Here is a 14,006-nt window from a genome sequence, read left to right as displayed (position 1 = left end):
AAGGCTTAATGAAGTGAAGATAGAGGATCAGTATTCAACGCGTAATGACTGCGACGACAATCAACACTTACAGTGATGACCACCTGCAGCGAGCCATATCCCTCAAAGCATTCACCGTATGGTTGCATGGTTTTAAGAACATCCGTCCTATCTGTCGAAATGGTCTCCTCCCGGTCAGCTTTAGCGATGGTACCGGACATTAAACGATGCTTCACGGCCAAGTTATCGGGCTTTTTAAATCGCATATTGACAAGAAGATCCTGCAAGGGGATCGCTAAATTTATTCGCATCATAACGCTAAAATTTGGGACTATAAAGTTATGCTAATATTTTTAGCATTTTGTCTAACTATTTTATATTTTTTTTCGAAAGGGTTTTACCGTCGATCATTCCGCTACGCCATTGATGGCCAGCAGGAGGAATCTGCCTGTCAGAGATAACAAACGAACGACCATTAACCTGTTTTGCTTGTGCGTGCAACGATGTTCCGCCTCACCTACCAGCCGCAAAAAATATTGACCGGGAACCTCTTAGAATTTTCGGTGTAAATTGATTAATCGGTTGCCGAAGGGAACATTTCTGCTGCCAATTCCGTAATCGTACGAATAATCTTCCAAACCTATGGATAACCTTAAATTCTCAGCACATCTATTGCTCCGAATGCCGGCAATGCCGGTAACTGCCTACGAAAAGCCCCTGCAAGCATTTCTTGACGAACCCTATTTCCTTTCCGCGGTTTATCTTGCAAGTCCCGGATTTTTTTCGCGCCTTAAGAAAGCAGGGTTTTCGGAGCAGGGCTTGAGCCCGAAGGAAAGAGCCAGCTTAAAGAAATATATTAACCGTATTTGTTTCAGGCCCACTCCCTTCGGCCTTTTCTCTTCCGTATCCCTGATCCGCTGGGAACAAAAACCCAAACAGCCGCTTTTGAACGACGGCGAACTTCGGATCCATATCAGCGCTGACGAAGAATTTACCGCTGCCCTCCACACCGTCGTTTCCGGGCGTTTGCGCTACGGAGACAGCCTCCTGCGGCCTAACGATACACTTTACCGGGTGCTCAACGAGTATCGCTTTATCCGGACGGATCTGGGTGAAAACGGGAAATCGAGGCAATACCTATTGGAATCTATCGCTTATTCCAGGTTTTTAAAAGACCTGATGACATTTTGCCGAAATGGGAAAAGAATCATAGACATCATCAGCAGGATCTGCCGACTTACCGGATGCACGACCGCTGATGCGCAGGAGTATGTCAGTTTCCTGACAGATTCCCAATTACTGGTGAGTGATCTTCGGCAAAACATCACCGGCCAACCCTATCTTGAAAGGTTAGTGCCGGCACTATCAAACGATCCTGCCGGGCATTCTTTCAGCGCAAATCTGTCCCGGATCACCTTAAAGATGGCATTGCCGCAAACACTTCCGGGCTATTTTGAAGGGCTTACTAAAGAACTGAAGCAAATCCTGCCGGATGACCGTGAACACGAGGAGGGCAGCCTATTGAACGTTTTGCTCTGCAATCCACTGCCACATGGGATGATCGACCAAAAATACCAGTCGGCGCTTACCGATGGGATCACCGCCCTGGGTATACTTTGTCCGCAGCAAATGGCGCCCGCTATGGCACAATTTATCAAAGATTTCACCACCTATTTTGAGGGCCAGCGTGTCCCGCTGCTGAAGGCCTTGGACCCCGAGGCGGGGATCGGTTACGGACCACCTGAAAAAGTACCCGGCAACCAACTTCTGGAAACGCTTCATATCCTTCAAAAAGACCAGGCCGCGCCATCGATCACCTGGTCGGCTGCACACAGCTACCTGCTCCAATGCTGGCACAGCGCGAAAGAGAAAGCACGTCCGGTTATCCGGCTCCAGGAAAAAGAGCTCATAAAGTTGGCCCAGGAAACCGCTAAGTCCCCTCCGACCGGCATGTCCGTGCTTTTCAGGGTAACCGCAAATAAAGTGTACATCGAGAGCGCCGGCGGAACCAACACTGCCGCCCTGATAGGCCGTTTTACGGTCACGGACCCTGCCCTGCAACAAGCTGCTGTCGACTTGGCATTAGAACAGGAGAGGCTCAACCCGCATATCATTTTCGCCGAGATCCTGCACCTTAGCGATCCGCATACGGATAACGTTAACCGCAGAGCGCCGGTTTGGTCCTGGGAACTTCCGCTGACGGCAAACTCGCTACTTCAGAACAGCAAACAGCTCGAACTTTCAGACCTCTATCTCGAGGTGGAAAATGGCCGGGTCATCATCACGTCGGATAAGCATGGCAAGGTTGTTTTGCCCATGCTTTCGTCCGCTTATAATCATGCATTGAATAAACTGCCGTTATTCCGGTTTCTTGCTGATATCCCCGGTCAATATGGCCAGTCTGTCTTTACCATCGATCTCCGCCACTATTACCCGGGACTTTCGTTTTACCCGCGGATAGAATATAAGGACACCATTCTTCATGCGGCGACCTGGGTACTGAACGAACAGCAACTCCTGCCATTACAAAGCGCCACCGCTGAACATTTTATCGCCGGCTTCCATTCCCTTGCGGAAAGCCTTCATCTTTGCAGTACCTTTTCGCTAACAGAGGGTGACCAGCAGCTTGTTTTTGATATGGAAAAAAGCGATGATCTTCTTTTTCTCGCCTCCTGTATCCAGCAGAAGAAAGAGATCGTACTGAAAGAATATTTTACCGCAGCGGACGGAAACGAACAGGTAACTGACCATAAAGGAAGCGCCTATGCGGCGCAGTTCAATGCTTTTCTTTATCCGTCAAAGCCAATGCCATTATATGCCGGTTCCGGCACCAATAGTTCTCGCGTAAAATCAGGGCCGCGCCATTTCCTGCCCGGGTCCGGGTGGCTTTACCTGAAATTATATACGCCGAAAACCGGTACAGACAGGCTTTTGATCCGGTTGCTCCCCTTGCTCCGGCGAAAATATGCAACAGGCCGGATCAGGAAATGGTTCTTTATCAGGTATGACGACCACGCCCCGCATATCCGCATCCGGCTGGACGTCGACCCTGCAGCTATCGCCCAGCTACTGAGTGCTTTTAAATCGTTGCTCGAAAATAGCCTCAACGAACACGTGATACGCGAGTACCAGGTTGACGTGTACAGCAGGGAACTAGAGAGATACGGCGCCGTACCTATGCCGCTGGCCGAGGAGCATTTTTGGGCAAGCAGCGAACTGGTCATACAATATGTAAAGAAAGCAGCAAACGGGGAAAGTTTACCGCCCTTCCATTTCGCTTTGGTTACCGTCCTTGACCTGATCGCCGCGTTTATCAGTGCGCCTGATGAGCAGATCCGTTTTAGCTTCCAAAGCTACGCACGTTTCGCATCGGAATTTAATAACGACGGACTAAAGGTCGACCTGGACAGGCAGTACCGCAAACTTTTTACCGGAATGCCTGTAAATATGAATGCACCAGTTATCTACAGAGCCGCCGGCCTCATGGCAAACGCCAAAAGATTCCAAAAATCAGCTGCCCTACTCAGCCGATCCGTTGCTGAAAACGGCAATGATTTCCATACTTTGCTGGAAAGCATTATTCATATGCACCTGAACAGGTTATTTCGTGATGATGCAAGGAAACAGGAAATGGTGGTCTATTATTTCCTGTTCAAATTCCTGCAAGGTGAAAAGGGAAAGCAAAAATTGCGATCCGGGGACCCGAAACCGTGATCAGGAGGCGCGATCTGTTTTAATGAGGTGCTCATCCATCATCTCTAAAAACCTTTGTTTATAGTTATCGCCTAAAACGAGCGCCTCACCGCCTTCCAGGCGGATTTGTCCCCGTTCGATGACCTTCACAAAATTGATATTGACAATATACGAACGGTGGATCCTGGTAAAGGTTGCTGTTGGCAGGTGGTGTTCGATCTCTTTCATGCTCACATAGGTCTTGCTTACCGTAAGAAGACAGCGGTATCCTCCATCAATCCGTAAGGGATGTCAATGATTTTCCTTTTTCTCCAGGTAATCCATCAATGCCTGAATAGTGATATCCTTTTGAGACATCTCCTGCTGGACCCCATAGGCTTTGACCCGCTTCTTAAGGCTCTTGGGTATCCAGTTGTTGAAGCGCGCGGCTTCCGCCTCCGGTGCAGGTGGCGGCTTGACCTCCGTCACCTGCTGTACGGGAGCGATCCATGTGTCGTTCCTGATCTTATCAGCCAGCGACCCCAGCTTTTTCTTATAGTCATCCATCATTGATAGCTTAAGATTATTTGCAGCGAATGACATATGTAGCCATGAGCATCGGAATCACCCAAATGAATAATGATACATTGCAACATTTACAGCTCCATACAAATACATAATTGAACAAACCGACATTTCCTTAAATGCAGATTTATTCAAATGAACACTCCTACAAATTTTCATCGATACATTTATTCACTCATCAGATCAACGACCTCCACTGCCAGTGCGGTAATTTCGCTGATCGCTTTTTGGTCGGGGCATTTCATGATGCCTGCCGTCATCGATGACCGCGCCAGGCTCACCCGGTCGAAGATCCTGGAATTTAAGACAGGTGTGTCCAGGGTAGTCAACAGCGCCACAACCTCTGCAGTAATACCTGACCGCGGCTTCAGCATATTGAGCACGATGCCGGCCATCAGTCTGTGGTTATTGGCTTGCGCGTATTTGACCAATGCCAGCGTGGACCGGATGGCCATCACATCAAAGAATCCCGCCTTTGTGGGGATGAGGACGTAATCCGAATAGGCGAACAGTTCATTAAGCCGGTTGGACAGGTAAGGAGGAGTATCCACGATAACCAGGTCATAAGCCAAATCAGGGATGTCAGTAATGTGCTCGGCGGATAGGATATCCAGTTCCGGAAAATCGTCTTTAAGCCTGACGATACTGCCCTGGGGATCAGCGTCGATCAATACGACTCTCAGCTGATCTTTAAAACAAAGTGCGAGGTTCAACGCAAGCGTACTTTTGCCTACGCCTCCTTTTTGATGTGCCAATGTGATGATCTTTGCCATGTCTTGAATAATTATGCAAATGCATTAGTATACAAATGCAGAAGTGAATATTTATTCAGCAAAGTTCATTAAGGAGGCCCAGTAAATAATCCGAGCAAGTCCGACTCGGAGTAACATATTTTTATTCGCAAAACTTTATGAACGGGAGCTCGCAACGAATTTGGATGAATTGTTTCAAGTCTTCCCGGAAACGGCTCTATATCTATCGCTATGCGCTTTATTTTAACAACCAACAGCTAATTTGTGACCAGTTTTAGGGTTTCAAAGTTCTTTGACCCAATTACAATTCAGTGGTAGCGATTTACATGAATAATATTAATTAAATTCTTTTCCTAAGTTTGGTCTATGCAAAGCATCCCGGTCAGACACCTGCAAGCCAGCCAAAAGGAGCCGAATCTTTCCGATGCATTCAGTATTCGGAATATCGAAAAAATGTTGGAGGGCCAGGATATGGTGCAGCACCTTCACCGGCATGATTTCTACTATCTGCTTGCTTTGACCAACGGGGCCGGCACCCACAATATCGATTTCACACCCTACAATGTTGCAGATTATACAGTATTCTTCATGCGGCCTGGACAGGTACACGAACTCGTGCTCAAATCGGGTAGTGCCGGCTACCTAATGCAATTCGATACGGACTTTTATTTCCCAAAAGATAAAATGTCCGGCCAGTTGTTACGTAAAGCCAGTATCGTTAACCATTACCAATTACAGGGAGGCAGTTTTAAAAAGCTATGTAGTATATTTAATTTTATGGAACAGGAGTTCATTGAAAGGAATGAGCGTTATGAAGATGTGATTAAAGCAAACCTAGGAATTATTTTTATCGAGCTATTGCGCCGGCAAGACGTGCTGCCGACTAAAAAGGCGGGCCTATACACCCAGGAGCGATTGGAAAGATTTTTAGAACTTTTAGAACATCATGTCTTCACCCATAAACAGGTCGCTCAATACGCCGAGATGCTGAATCTTTCTGTTTACCAGTTGAACGCCATCGCAAAGGCTACACTTGGCAAAACCTGTTCTGAGGTCATTAATGAACAAATTGTTCTGGAAGCGAAACGGTGTTTGCTTGCAACGTCGAACCAAATTAACCAGACCGCGTATCGCCTGGGCTATGAGGATGTTTCCTATTTTATCCGATTCTTTAAAAAGCAAACCGGTTTTTCACCTGAAGCTTTCCGCAATAACTTTAGATAAGGCCTATTGAACTGGCTTTTTGTCCTATAAGTCAGTTGATTGCGCCTGTAGCTTTGCGGGCATGAAGAAATTAATCATAGTACTCGTCGGCCTGCTGGCGGCCTCAACAGCCAATGCCCAGCGTTACGAACGTCAAATTGATTCCCTGATCGAAAAGGCGATCCATCTCAACCGGTTTAACGGCTCGGTTTTGGTCTGTAAAAATGGCCGGATCGTTTATGAAAAGGCATTCGGTTACCAGGATGCGGCCAAAAAAATACCGAACACTTTAGGTACAATTTACCAAATAGGCTCCACCACAAAGGAATTTACAGCCGGCGTTATTCTAAGACTTGTTGAACAACATAAACTCTCAATAGATGACAACCTAAAAAAGTACTTTCCGGATTTCAAACGTGGAAAGGAGATCACCGTCAAACATCTGCTGACACATACTTCCGGCATTTATGAAATTTTGCGGGACACGAACGCTGTTAACGGGAGCACCAAACCCCGATCTAAAGAAAAGATGCTGGCGTTTTTTAAAGATAAGCCTCTGGATTTTTCTCCCGGCACGCGATATGCTTATTGTAACTCAGGCTATATGCTTTTGGGCTTAATTATTGAAAAAGTAACAGGCCTGCCCTATGAACAGGCAGTGCGAAAACTTATCCTAAAACCGCTGGGGATGGCCCATACTGGCTTTGACTTTGTGCATGTAAAAAACGACCATAAAGCAATCGGCTATGCCAAATATACGGAAAAAATTAAAGAGCCATCAGGGATATGGGATTCGACAGCCACCTATTCCGCAGGCTCATTGTACAGCACGGTCGGTGATCTTTACCGCTGGCACCGGGGCGTTTTAAACCACAAGGTTTACAGTGCCGAGAGTTTACAAAAAGCTACTACCCCGTATTTGGCTGGTTATGGATTAGGGTGCTGGATCGATACGATCTATGCCAAAAAGGTAGTATCGCACGGAGGCAACATTTTAGGATTCACAAGCTACTATGGCCGTATTCAGCAAGAAGATGTTTGCATAATTATCCTGAACAATATCTTCAATCACCAGATCGAGACCATTGGGCAATCCATCCTTGCTATTCTGTATAATCAGCCTTATCATTACTTTGATGAGATCACACTGACTTCCGAAGAAGCTGAAGCATATACAGGCACTTATGAGATCAATTCAAATGATCAGGCAGTTATCAGCCGCGATGGCAATCGTTTATATATCCGCCGCGATGACCAGGCACCGGCTGAGATCTTTGCTTATCAAAAGAATGTGTTTTTCCGGAAGGACGATGACATCCGCATTTCCTTTAAAGACAACAGGATTACTATTATCGAAGGTTTAAGTACCAGGCGCGGTGATAAACTGAATTTGAGATAAGTCCTACACAAGCAATTTTTCGTCCTATCCGGCGGTAGCAGCCGCCGGTAACTTTGTATTTACCAAATCATTAATACAATGACCACAAAAATTAAGCTGATCGCCGCGCTCAAAATATGGCTAGTGATCTATCCGTCCATTACACTATTCCTTCATTTATTCGGACAGACCATGGCCATTTTACCCCTATACCAGCGCACCTTACTGCTTACTGTGGTATTAGTACCCTGGATCGTATTTGCCGGTTTACCTTTCGTTAACTGGATCACATCTAAATTTAAAAACATATGATACGGATATTTGATGTGATTATTGTTGGCGGTAGCTATTCAGGCATGGCAGCTGCTATGGCTTTGGGCCGTGCACGGAGGCATGTCCTGATTATCGACAGTGGTAAACCTTGTAATGCGCAGACACCACAATCTCATAACTTTTTAAGCAGGGATGGGGCAACACCGACTGAAATAGCTGCTATCGCGAGGCAACAAGTTTTAAGGTACCCAACAATCAACTTTTTTGAAGGCATTGCGATTAAGGGCATAAAAACCGCGAACGGCTTTGAGATACAGGTGGCTTCGGGTGAAACATTTGTAGCCTGTAAGCTGGTATTCGCAACGGGTATTCATGACTTATTGCCTGCAGTACCGGGAATGGCCGAATGCTGGGGGATATCGGTATTACATTGTCCTTTTTGCCATGGCTATGAAGTTAAAGATGCCAAGACCGGGATTCTCGGGAACGGTGACGCGGCGTTAAGTCTGGCATCACTGATCACGAATTGGACCGATGACCTGACGATGTTTACCAATGGACCATCATACCTGACAACTGAACAAAATACCAAATTGCGCAGCCACAAGATCAACGTGATAGAAAAGGAAATTGCGCGACTGGAACAGTATGCTGGCAATCTCAAAGAAATAGTTTTTAAAGATGGTACCTTAACCCCTTTAAAGGCAGCTTACGTTCGCAGTGATTTCAGGCAAGCATGCCAGTTACCTGAAATGATGGGGTGCAAATTTACGGAGGACGGTTATATCCAGGTAGACACTTTTCATCAATCTTCAGTACCCGGAGTTTTCGCCTGCGGTGACAACATCAATAAAATACGCACAGTGGCTAACGCGGTTGCCGCCGGAACGACAACGGGCATGAATATCAGTAAGACTTTAATTACAGCAGAATTTTAAACTATAACATATTATGAAAATCATTATTGTTGGTGCAACAGGCACCATGGGGCAGCATTTGAGTGCTGCATTAGAAAAAGAACACGAAGTGATCAGGATTTCTTCAAAAGACGGCGATATCCAGGCGGATATTACTTCAACTGAATCTATTGAAAAAATGTACAAGCGGATTGGCGCATTCGATGCCCTTATTTGTACAGCAGGCCCGACTTATGTTGGCCCGTGGTCAAAAATGGGCGATGCGGAATTCTGGAAAGGTGTGGAAGGCAAGATGATGGGCCAGATCAATTTAGTGCTTATAGGACAACATTATATCAACCCGAAAGGTTCGTTTACCTTGATCACCGGTGCCTTGAATGAAGAGCCGCAAAAGAACTTCGCCAATGCGTCAGCGGCCAACGGTGCAGTAGAAGGTTTTGTACGGGCTGCCGCTATTGAACTGGAGAACGGCATTCGCATCAACGCGGTCAGCCCGACAGTTATCGAGGATTCACCCCAATATTTCCCTTATTTCCCAGGTGAAATTCCGACCACGATGAGGGAGCTGGAATTCGCTTTCCGAAAAAGTGTATTCGGCGCGCATACCGGGCAGGTGATCAAAACATGGTAACAACTGCGGATATGTCCTATACAACTTAGTTATCGTCCTAACTATCAGCATGCTGGACATGCGACCTTTGAAGAAATAATTAAAATGATGAAAAATTTACTTAAAGGGTTGCTGTTTAGCATGATGCTTTTCGGCAATCAGATCTACGCTCAAGATACGATTAAAACACCTAAAACTTATTTAGACCCTTTGCTTAACCTAATCAGCACGAACCTGAATTATGGCGATGCAAACAGCAAATTGAGCGATTATAAAAATTCTATTCTGGGTGCCCAACTCGGTGCCTCCTTCCAGGCGGGTATTACCCCGGCATTCTCATTAGTATCGGAATTGTATTTCACCGGCAAGGGCGGCAAACTGAAAGAAAGTAACCCCTTAACGATCCGGGCTTCAACAATTCGCCTATATGCTTTCGAATTGCCTGTACTTGCCCGGTTTTGTTTCAGTGAGTTCCACTTAAACGCGGGGCCATCCATCGCCTATAACTTTTACGGCACACGGAATATCAATGATAAAACCGGCGGCCTTACTTTTGATTCATCTGCAAACGGCTTTGAACGATTTGAAGCCGGTTTACAGGCAGGCGGCGGCTATACTTTCCACACGAAAACAAAAAGGATCACACTTGACCTCCGGTATAACTATGGCTTAACTAATATTTCAAATGGCCAGGAAATGTATAACCGCAGCTTTATCGTCAGTATTCACGTTTCGAAAGCCTGGAAAAGGAATCCTTTCGCATCACACAAAAATAATTAAGACAAAATATTATTATGAAAAAACCCCTATTCCTGTTGTTTGCCACGATGATTATAAGCCTCGCAACTCATGCGCAAAGTAACGATCAGCACCGTTTAAAAGGTTCATGGTCCGGTAAACTGGTTATTCCAAATGGGCCGACGCTAACGATCATAATCAATTTCAAAGATAAAACTGATGCCTCAACCTTTGATGTTCCTGAGCAATTAAGTAAAGACGGCTTTATAGATTCTGTTTGGACAGTAAAGGATAGCGTGTTTGCTGACCTGAGCACCAGACTAGGAAAAGGTTCCATGTATAAAGGTGTTTTGAGTCCCGGAGATTCGTTGATTCGCGGCAACTGGATACAAGGCGCTTTATTCCCTTTGACTTTAAAACCGACCGACGACGTATTTACGCTAAAAAGCAGGATGAATCCCAAATTTGAGGGGTATAAAATACTTAAACTAATTGCAAGTACCCCCACAAAGGACCAGCAGAACACAGGTACCTGCTGGAGCCATGCCACAACATCTTTCATAGAAACAGAAGCAATACGGATTGGGAAGAAGCCTGTCGTGCTTTCTCCGATGTTCTACGTGATACCAACCCTGATGGAGAAAGCTGAGCGCTACGTAAGGATGCAGGGCAATATTGCTTTCAACGAAGGCGACCTCACTTTCAGCGCTTTAAAAGCTTACAAAACCTATGGCGCAATCCCGGAGGTGGTGTACTCCGGTAAAATCGACAGCCGCTCGATCCATGAGCACCTCAAGATGGAACTTGCTATAAAAGATAAGTTAAAGCGTTTTATAGATGAAGGCCGCGGGGTAATGACACCGGAGGGATACAGGAATGCAGTTTCAGCAATTATCTATAAAACAATGGCCAAGGCGCCTGCTGCTTTCGACTACAAGGGAAAGTCCTACACAGCGAAATCTTTTGCCAAAGAAAATATAGGCATTGATCCTGAGGATTATGTAGAGGTGACTTCCTATACGCATCACCCTTTTTATAAAAAATTCCCTTTGGAAATCGGATCGAACTGGAATGGCAATGCCTATTTAAACGTGCCGCTAAACGACTTTACGGCCATCATCGATCATGCACTTTTGAATAACTATTCAGTTTGCTGGGATGGGGATATTCACGAAGGCTATCAAGACGGTTTTTGCAGGCTGGCTAAAGACGAAAAGATAACGCAGCAGGCCAGACAAACCGCTTTTGACAATTATACCACGCAGGATGATCACAACATGCACATCATCGGGATGGCGGAAGACAAAGAGGGAAAGAAGTTCTATATCGCAAAAAATTCATCCGCAGGTTCAGATTGTGGAGGCTATGTGTATATGTCTAAAGATTATCTGCTTTTGAAAACGATCTCCGTTATGGTGCACAAAGATGCGTTTCCAAAAGAAATGGTGGCTAAGCTTAAACCAGTTCGTTGAAAACATCAAAAACTATATTTATGAAAACAATAGATAACGCTAGTATCGCGATTTCAGAAACGGATACCTTTTCAATCAATCCGCATGGTAAAACCGCGCTGGCGGCTGGCATCTGCTACCTGCTTACCTTCATATCTATCCCGACCATTGTCCTTTACAGTCCGATACATCATCAAAATTATTCAGGCGCTGATACGGCTGTATTGGTCGGTGGTATTCTGGAGATCATCGTAGCGCTGGCGGGCATGGGTACCGCTATTGCTTTATACCCGGTGCTAAAAATGCAGCATGAGGGGCTGGCACTTGGCTTCATCGCCTCACGCACGCTGGAAGCAGGCACAATTTTCGTCGGGGTCGCGTTCCTTTTCGCCGCGGTTAGCTTGCGGCATACTGAAACCCTGGTTGTTTTATATGACCGGATGTTCCTGATCGGGCAGAGTTTGATATCGGCGATCAATGCAGTGCTGCTGGGTTTTTTAATATATCGATCCCGCCTTGTCCCGCGCGTATTGCCCATACTCGGTTTTGTAGGCGCCGCGCTGCTGCTAATTTCATGGGCGGCTATCCTATTTGGGTTTATGGGAAGACTGTCGCCCGTGGCTGGTATGATGGGGCTGCCCATTGCCACCTGGGAATTTTCTCTTGGGCTATACCTCATTATCAAAGGGTTTAAAAACGGCAAGCAATGAGAAAACTATTGACCCATCCGATTAGCCGGATAATGCTCGGCCTTTTGGCCTGTTTATTCGCATTTATATTTGTCCAAAACATAGCCAGCAAGGTGCTTGAACTTTTAGGCACAGGCAGGGTATCCCGAAACCTATTCAAAGGCATATCCGCCTCTTTAGCGGTAATTTATACCTATAGTTTATTCTTCAAATGGCTGGAAAAACGAAAGGTCACCGAGATCTCTGCACGCAACTTACCCCGAAATGTTGGTCTGGGCTTAATGATCGGCATGGTCATTCAATCGTTTACTATTTTCGTTATATACCTCAATAGTGGGTTTCACGTCATTGGCATCAATTCGGTAACCAGTGTGATTATACCGTTGACGGTGGCATTTACAAGCGCAATCTTTGAAGAGATCCTGATCCGCGGCATACTTTTTAGGATCCTGGAAGAAAGGCTCGGAAGCTATATCGCTTTAATGATATCAGCAATCATTTTTGGTGCCTTGCACTTTTTTAATCCGGCGGCTACATTTGTGTCAGCTACTTGCGTTGCTCTCGAAGCCGGGCTCTTGTTAGGCACGGCTTACATGTATTCCCGCAGCCTCTGGTTGCCGATAAGTATACATTTTGCCTGGAACTTCGTGCAGTCGGGCATCTTTGGCGCAATTACCTCGGGCAATGAATATACCGGCAGTTTACTCGTCACAAAGATTACGGGACCGGAGTTCATTACCGGTGGAAATTTCGGGCCTGAAGGTAGCATTCAAGCGACCATCTTCTGCCTGATCGCCGCAATACTCCTGATGCATTTTAATATCAAGAACAACCAGCTAATACCTTATGCCAAATTCAATGAAAGAGCATGAATTTGGCCGTTAAAACCCGATTGGTGAACTTGCTATGGATCGGTGTGTTTTTCCTGTTGCTTGCCGCCATCACATTACCCCTCATCTTGCTTTCCGCCGAATACCACTTTAAGATCAGTATGCCCTGGCAGGCACTGATCACGGTTGTAACCACCGTTCTCATCCAACTGATGCGTAAGGAGCCGGTGCATCTGGTCACAGGGCGCATAAACTGGCGCTGGCTGAAACTTCATATGACCGGGCTGCTAATTGGCGCGGCACTAATGTTAATACCGGCATTTTTTTTATTCGCGGGAGGCTGGGTTCACTGGAAATCAGCACCCTGTGAATTATCATCCATATTGGAAGTGACCCTGATATATCTTAGCGTGGCGATTGCTGAGGAAACACTCTTTCGGGGGTTTATCTTTCAACGGCTGCTCACGAGTATCGGTGAATGGCCGGGCCAAATACTTATCGGTGGGTATTTCCTGTTGATCCACCTTGATAATCCAGGCATGACTGGTGCCACAAAAGCGTTTGCAGGTATTAATATTTTCTTTGCTTCGCTGATGTTCGGCCTGGCGGTGATCCGTTTTAAAAGCCTTGCCGTGGCAATCGGCATACATCTTATGGCAAATTGGGTACAGGGACCTTTGCTGGGCTTTTCCGTAAGCGGCAAAGCCGGTTCCAGCATTTTGATTCCTGTCTTTTCCACAGGTCCGGTTTGGCTTACGGGGGGTAATTTTGGCCTTGAAGCAAGCCTGCCGGGACTGACTTGTGTAATCCTGTTTATTATTTTTCTTTACAGATTAAAACCCAGTGAAAAGAAATTACCGTAAAAATACTGCATCAGCTGCTGTCAGAAAGTTTGTAAGAATTTTTGAGATACCTTCACATTCCAATTG

General features: G+C 46.0%; 15 protein-coding genes. 11 read left to right on the top strand and 4 right to left on the bottom strand.

The genetic code is table 11. The features are described 5' to 3' along the window. Positions 1-5: 5 nt before the first annotated feature. Positions 6-293, bottom strand: a complete 288-nt coding sequence (locus FFF34_002780; protein TSD66343.1) for a hypothetical protein — start codon at positions 291-293, stop codon at positions 6-8. 328 nt (positions 294-621) lie between these two features. On the opposite strand from FFF34_002780, the gene FFF34_002775 reads away from it, so the two are divergent. Further along, positions 622-3,693: a hypothetical protein gene (locus FFF34_002775; GenBank protein TSD66342.1), complete on the top strand. Its 3,072-nt coding sequence runs from the start codon at positions 622-624 to the stop codon at positions 3,691-3,693. On the opposite strand, the gene FFF34_002770 is transcribed toward FFF34_002775, so the two are convergent. From FFF34_002770 to FFF34_002760, 3 genes are all read right to left on the bottom strand, one after another. Then, positions 3,694-3,900: a LytTR family transcriptional regulator gene (locus FFF34_002770; GenBank protein ID TSD66341.1), complete on the bottom strand. Its 207-nt coding sequence runs from the start codon at positions 3,898-3,900 to the stop codon at positions 3,694-3,696. A gap of 63 nt (positions 3,901-3,963) precedes the next feature. After that, positions 3,964-4,221, bottom strand: a complete 258-nt coding sequence (locus FFF34_002765; protein TSD66340.1) for a hypothetical protein — start codon at positions 4,219-4,221, stop codon at positions 3,964-3,966. Between the two features lie 182 nt (positions 4,222-4,403). Beyond that, positions 4,404-5,009 (bottom strand): ParA family protein, encoded by a 606-nt coding sequence (locus FFF34_002760; GenBank protein TSD66339.1) that lies wholly within the window; start codon positions 5,007-5,009, stop codon positions 4,404-4,406. Between the two features lie 345 nt (positions 5,010-5,354). Between FFF34_002760 and FFF34_002755 the strand changes: the two genes are divergently transcribed. The 10 genes from FFF34_002755 to FFF34_002710 all read left to right on the top strand — a co-directional run bounded on the left by FFF34_002755 (position 5,355) and on the right by FFF34_002710 (position 13,940). Continuing rightward, positions 5,355-6,212, top strand: coding sequence for a helix-turn-helix domain-containing protein (locus tag FFF34_002755; protein ID TSD66338.1), 858 nt, complete (start codon positions 5,355-5,357; stop codon positions 6,210-6,212). Between the two features lie 61 nt (positions 6,213-6,273). Then, the gene (locus FFF34_002750) at positions 6,274-7,590 is read left to right on the top strand and encodes a serine hydrolase (protein ID TSD66337.1); all 1,317 of its coding nucleotides are present in this window, start codon (positions 6,274-6,276) and stop codon (positions 7,588-7,590) included. Between the two features lie 78 nt (positions 7,591-7,668). Continuing rightward, on the top strand, positions 7,669-7,881 hold the full coding sequence (locus FFF34_002745) for a hypothetical protein (GenBank protein ID TSD66336.1): 213 nt from the start codon (positions 7,669-7,671) through the stop codon (positions 7,879-7,881). Further along, a complete protein-coding gene (locus FFF34_002740; protein TSD66335.1) occupies positions 7,878-8,780 on the top strand; it encodes an NAD(P)/FAD-dependent oxidoreductase in 903 nt (300 codons plus the stop codon). The genes FFF34_002745 and FFF34_002740 overlap by 4 nt, the downstream gene beginning before the upstream one ends. Positions 8,781-8,793: 13 nt before the next feature. Beyond that, the gene (locus FFF34_002735; protein ID TSD66334.1) at positions 8,794-9,390 is read left to right on the top strand and encodes a short chain dehydrogenase; all 597 of its coding nucleotides are present in this window, start codon (positions 8,794-8,796) and stop codon (positions 9,388-9,390) included. 84 nt (positions 9,391-9,474) lie between these two features. After that, positions 9,475-10,149: a PorT family protein gene (locus tag FFF34_002730; GenBank protein TSD66333.1), complete on the top strand. Its 675-nt coding sequence runs from the start codon at positions 9,475-9,477 to the stop codon at positions 10,147-10,149. A 14-nt stretch (positions 10,150-10,163) separates the two neighbouring features. Next, complete coding sequence (locus tag FFF34_002725) at positions 10,164-11,579, top strand: hypothetical protein (protein TSD66332.1); 1,416 nt, start codon at positions 10,164-10,166, stop codon at positions 11,577-11,579. A 74-nt stretch (positions 11,580-11,653) separates the two neighbouring features. Next, on the top strand, positions 11,654-12,268 hold the full coding sequence (locus FFF34_002720) for a DUF4386 domain-containing protein (protein ID TSD67944.1): 615 nt from the start codon (positions 11,654-11,656) through the stop codon (positions 12,266-12,268). Next, entirely contained in the window at positions 12,265-13,119 is an 855-nt protein-coding gene (locus tag FFF34_002715; GenBank protein TSD66331.1) for a CPBP family intramembrane metalloprotease, read from the top strand. The genes FFF34_002720 and FFF34_002715 overlap by 4 nt, the downstream gene beginning before the upstream one ends. Continuing rightward, entirely contained in the window at positions 13,116-13,940 is an 825-nt protein-coding gene (locus FFF34_002710; protein ID TSD66330.1) for a CPBP family intramembrane metalloprotease, read from the top strand. The genes FFF34_002715 and FFF34_002710 overlap by 4 nt, the downstream gene beginning before the upstream one ends. Positions 13,941-14,006 lie beyond the last annotated feature (66 nt).

This window comes from Inquilinus sp. KBS0705 (assembly GCA_005938025.2).
In the GTDB taxonomy this organism is placed as follows: domain Bacteria; phylum Bacteroidota; class Bacteroidia; order Sphingobacteriales; family Sphingobacteriaceae; genus Mucilaginibacter.
This window is presented reverse-complemented; position numbering and strand designations above follow the sequence as displayed.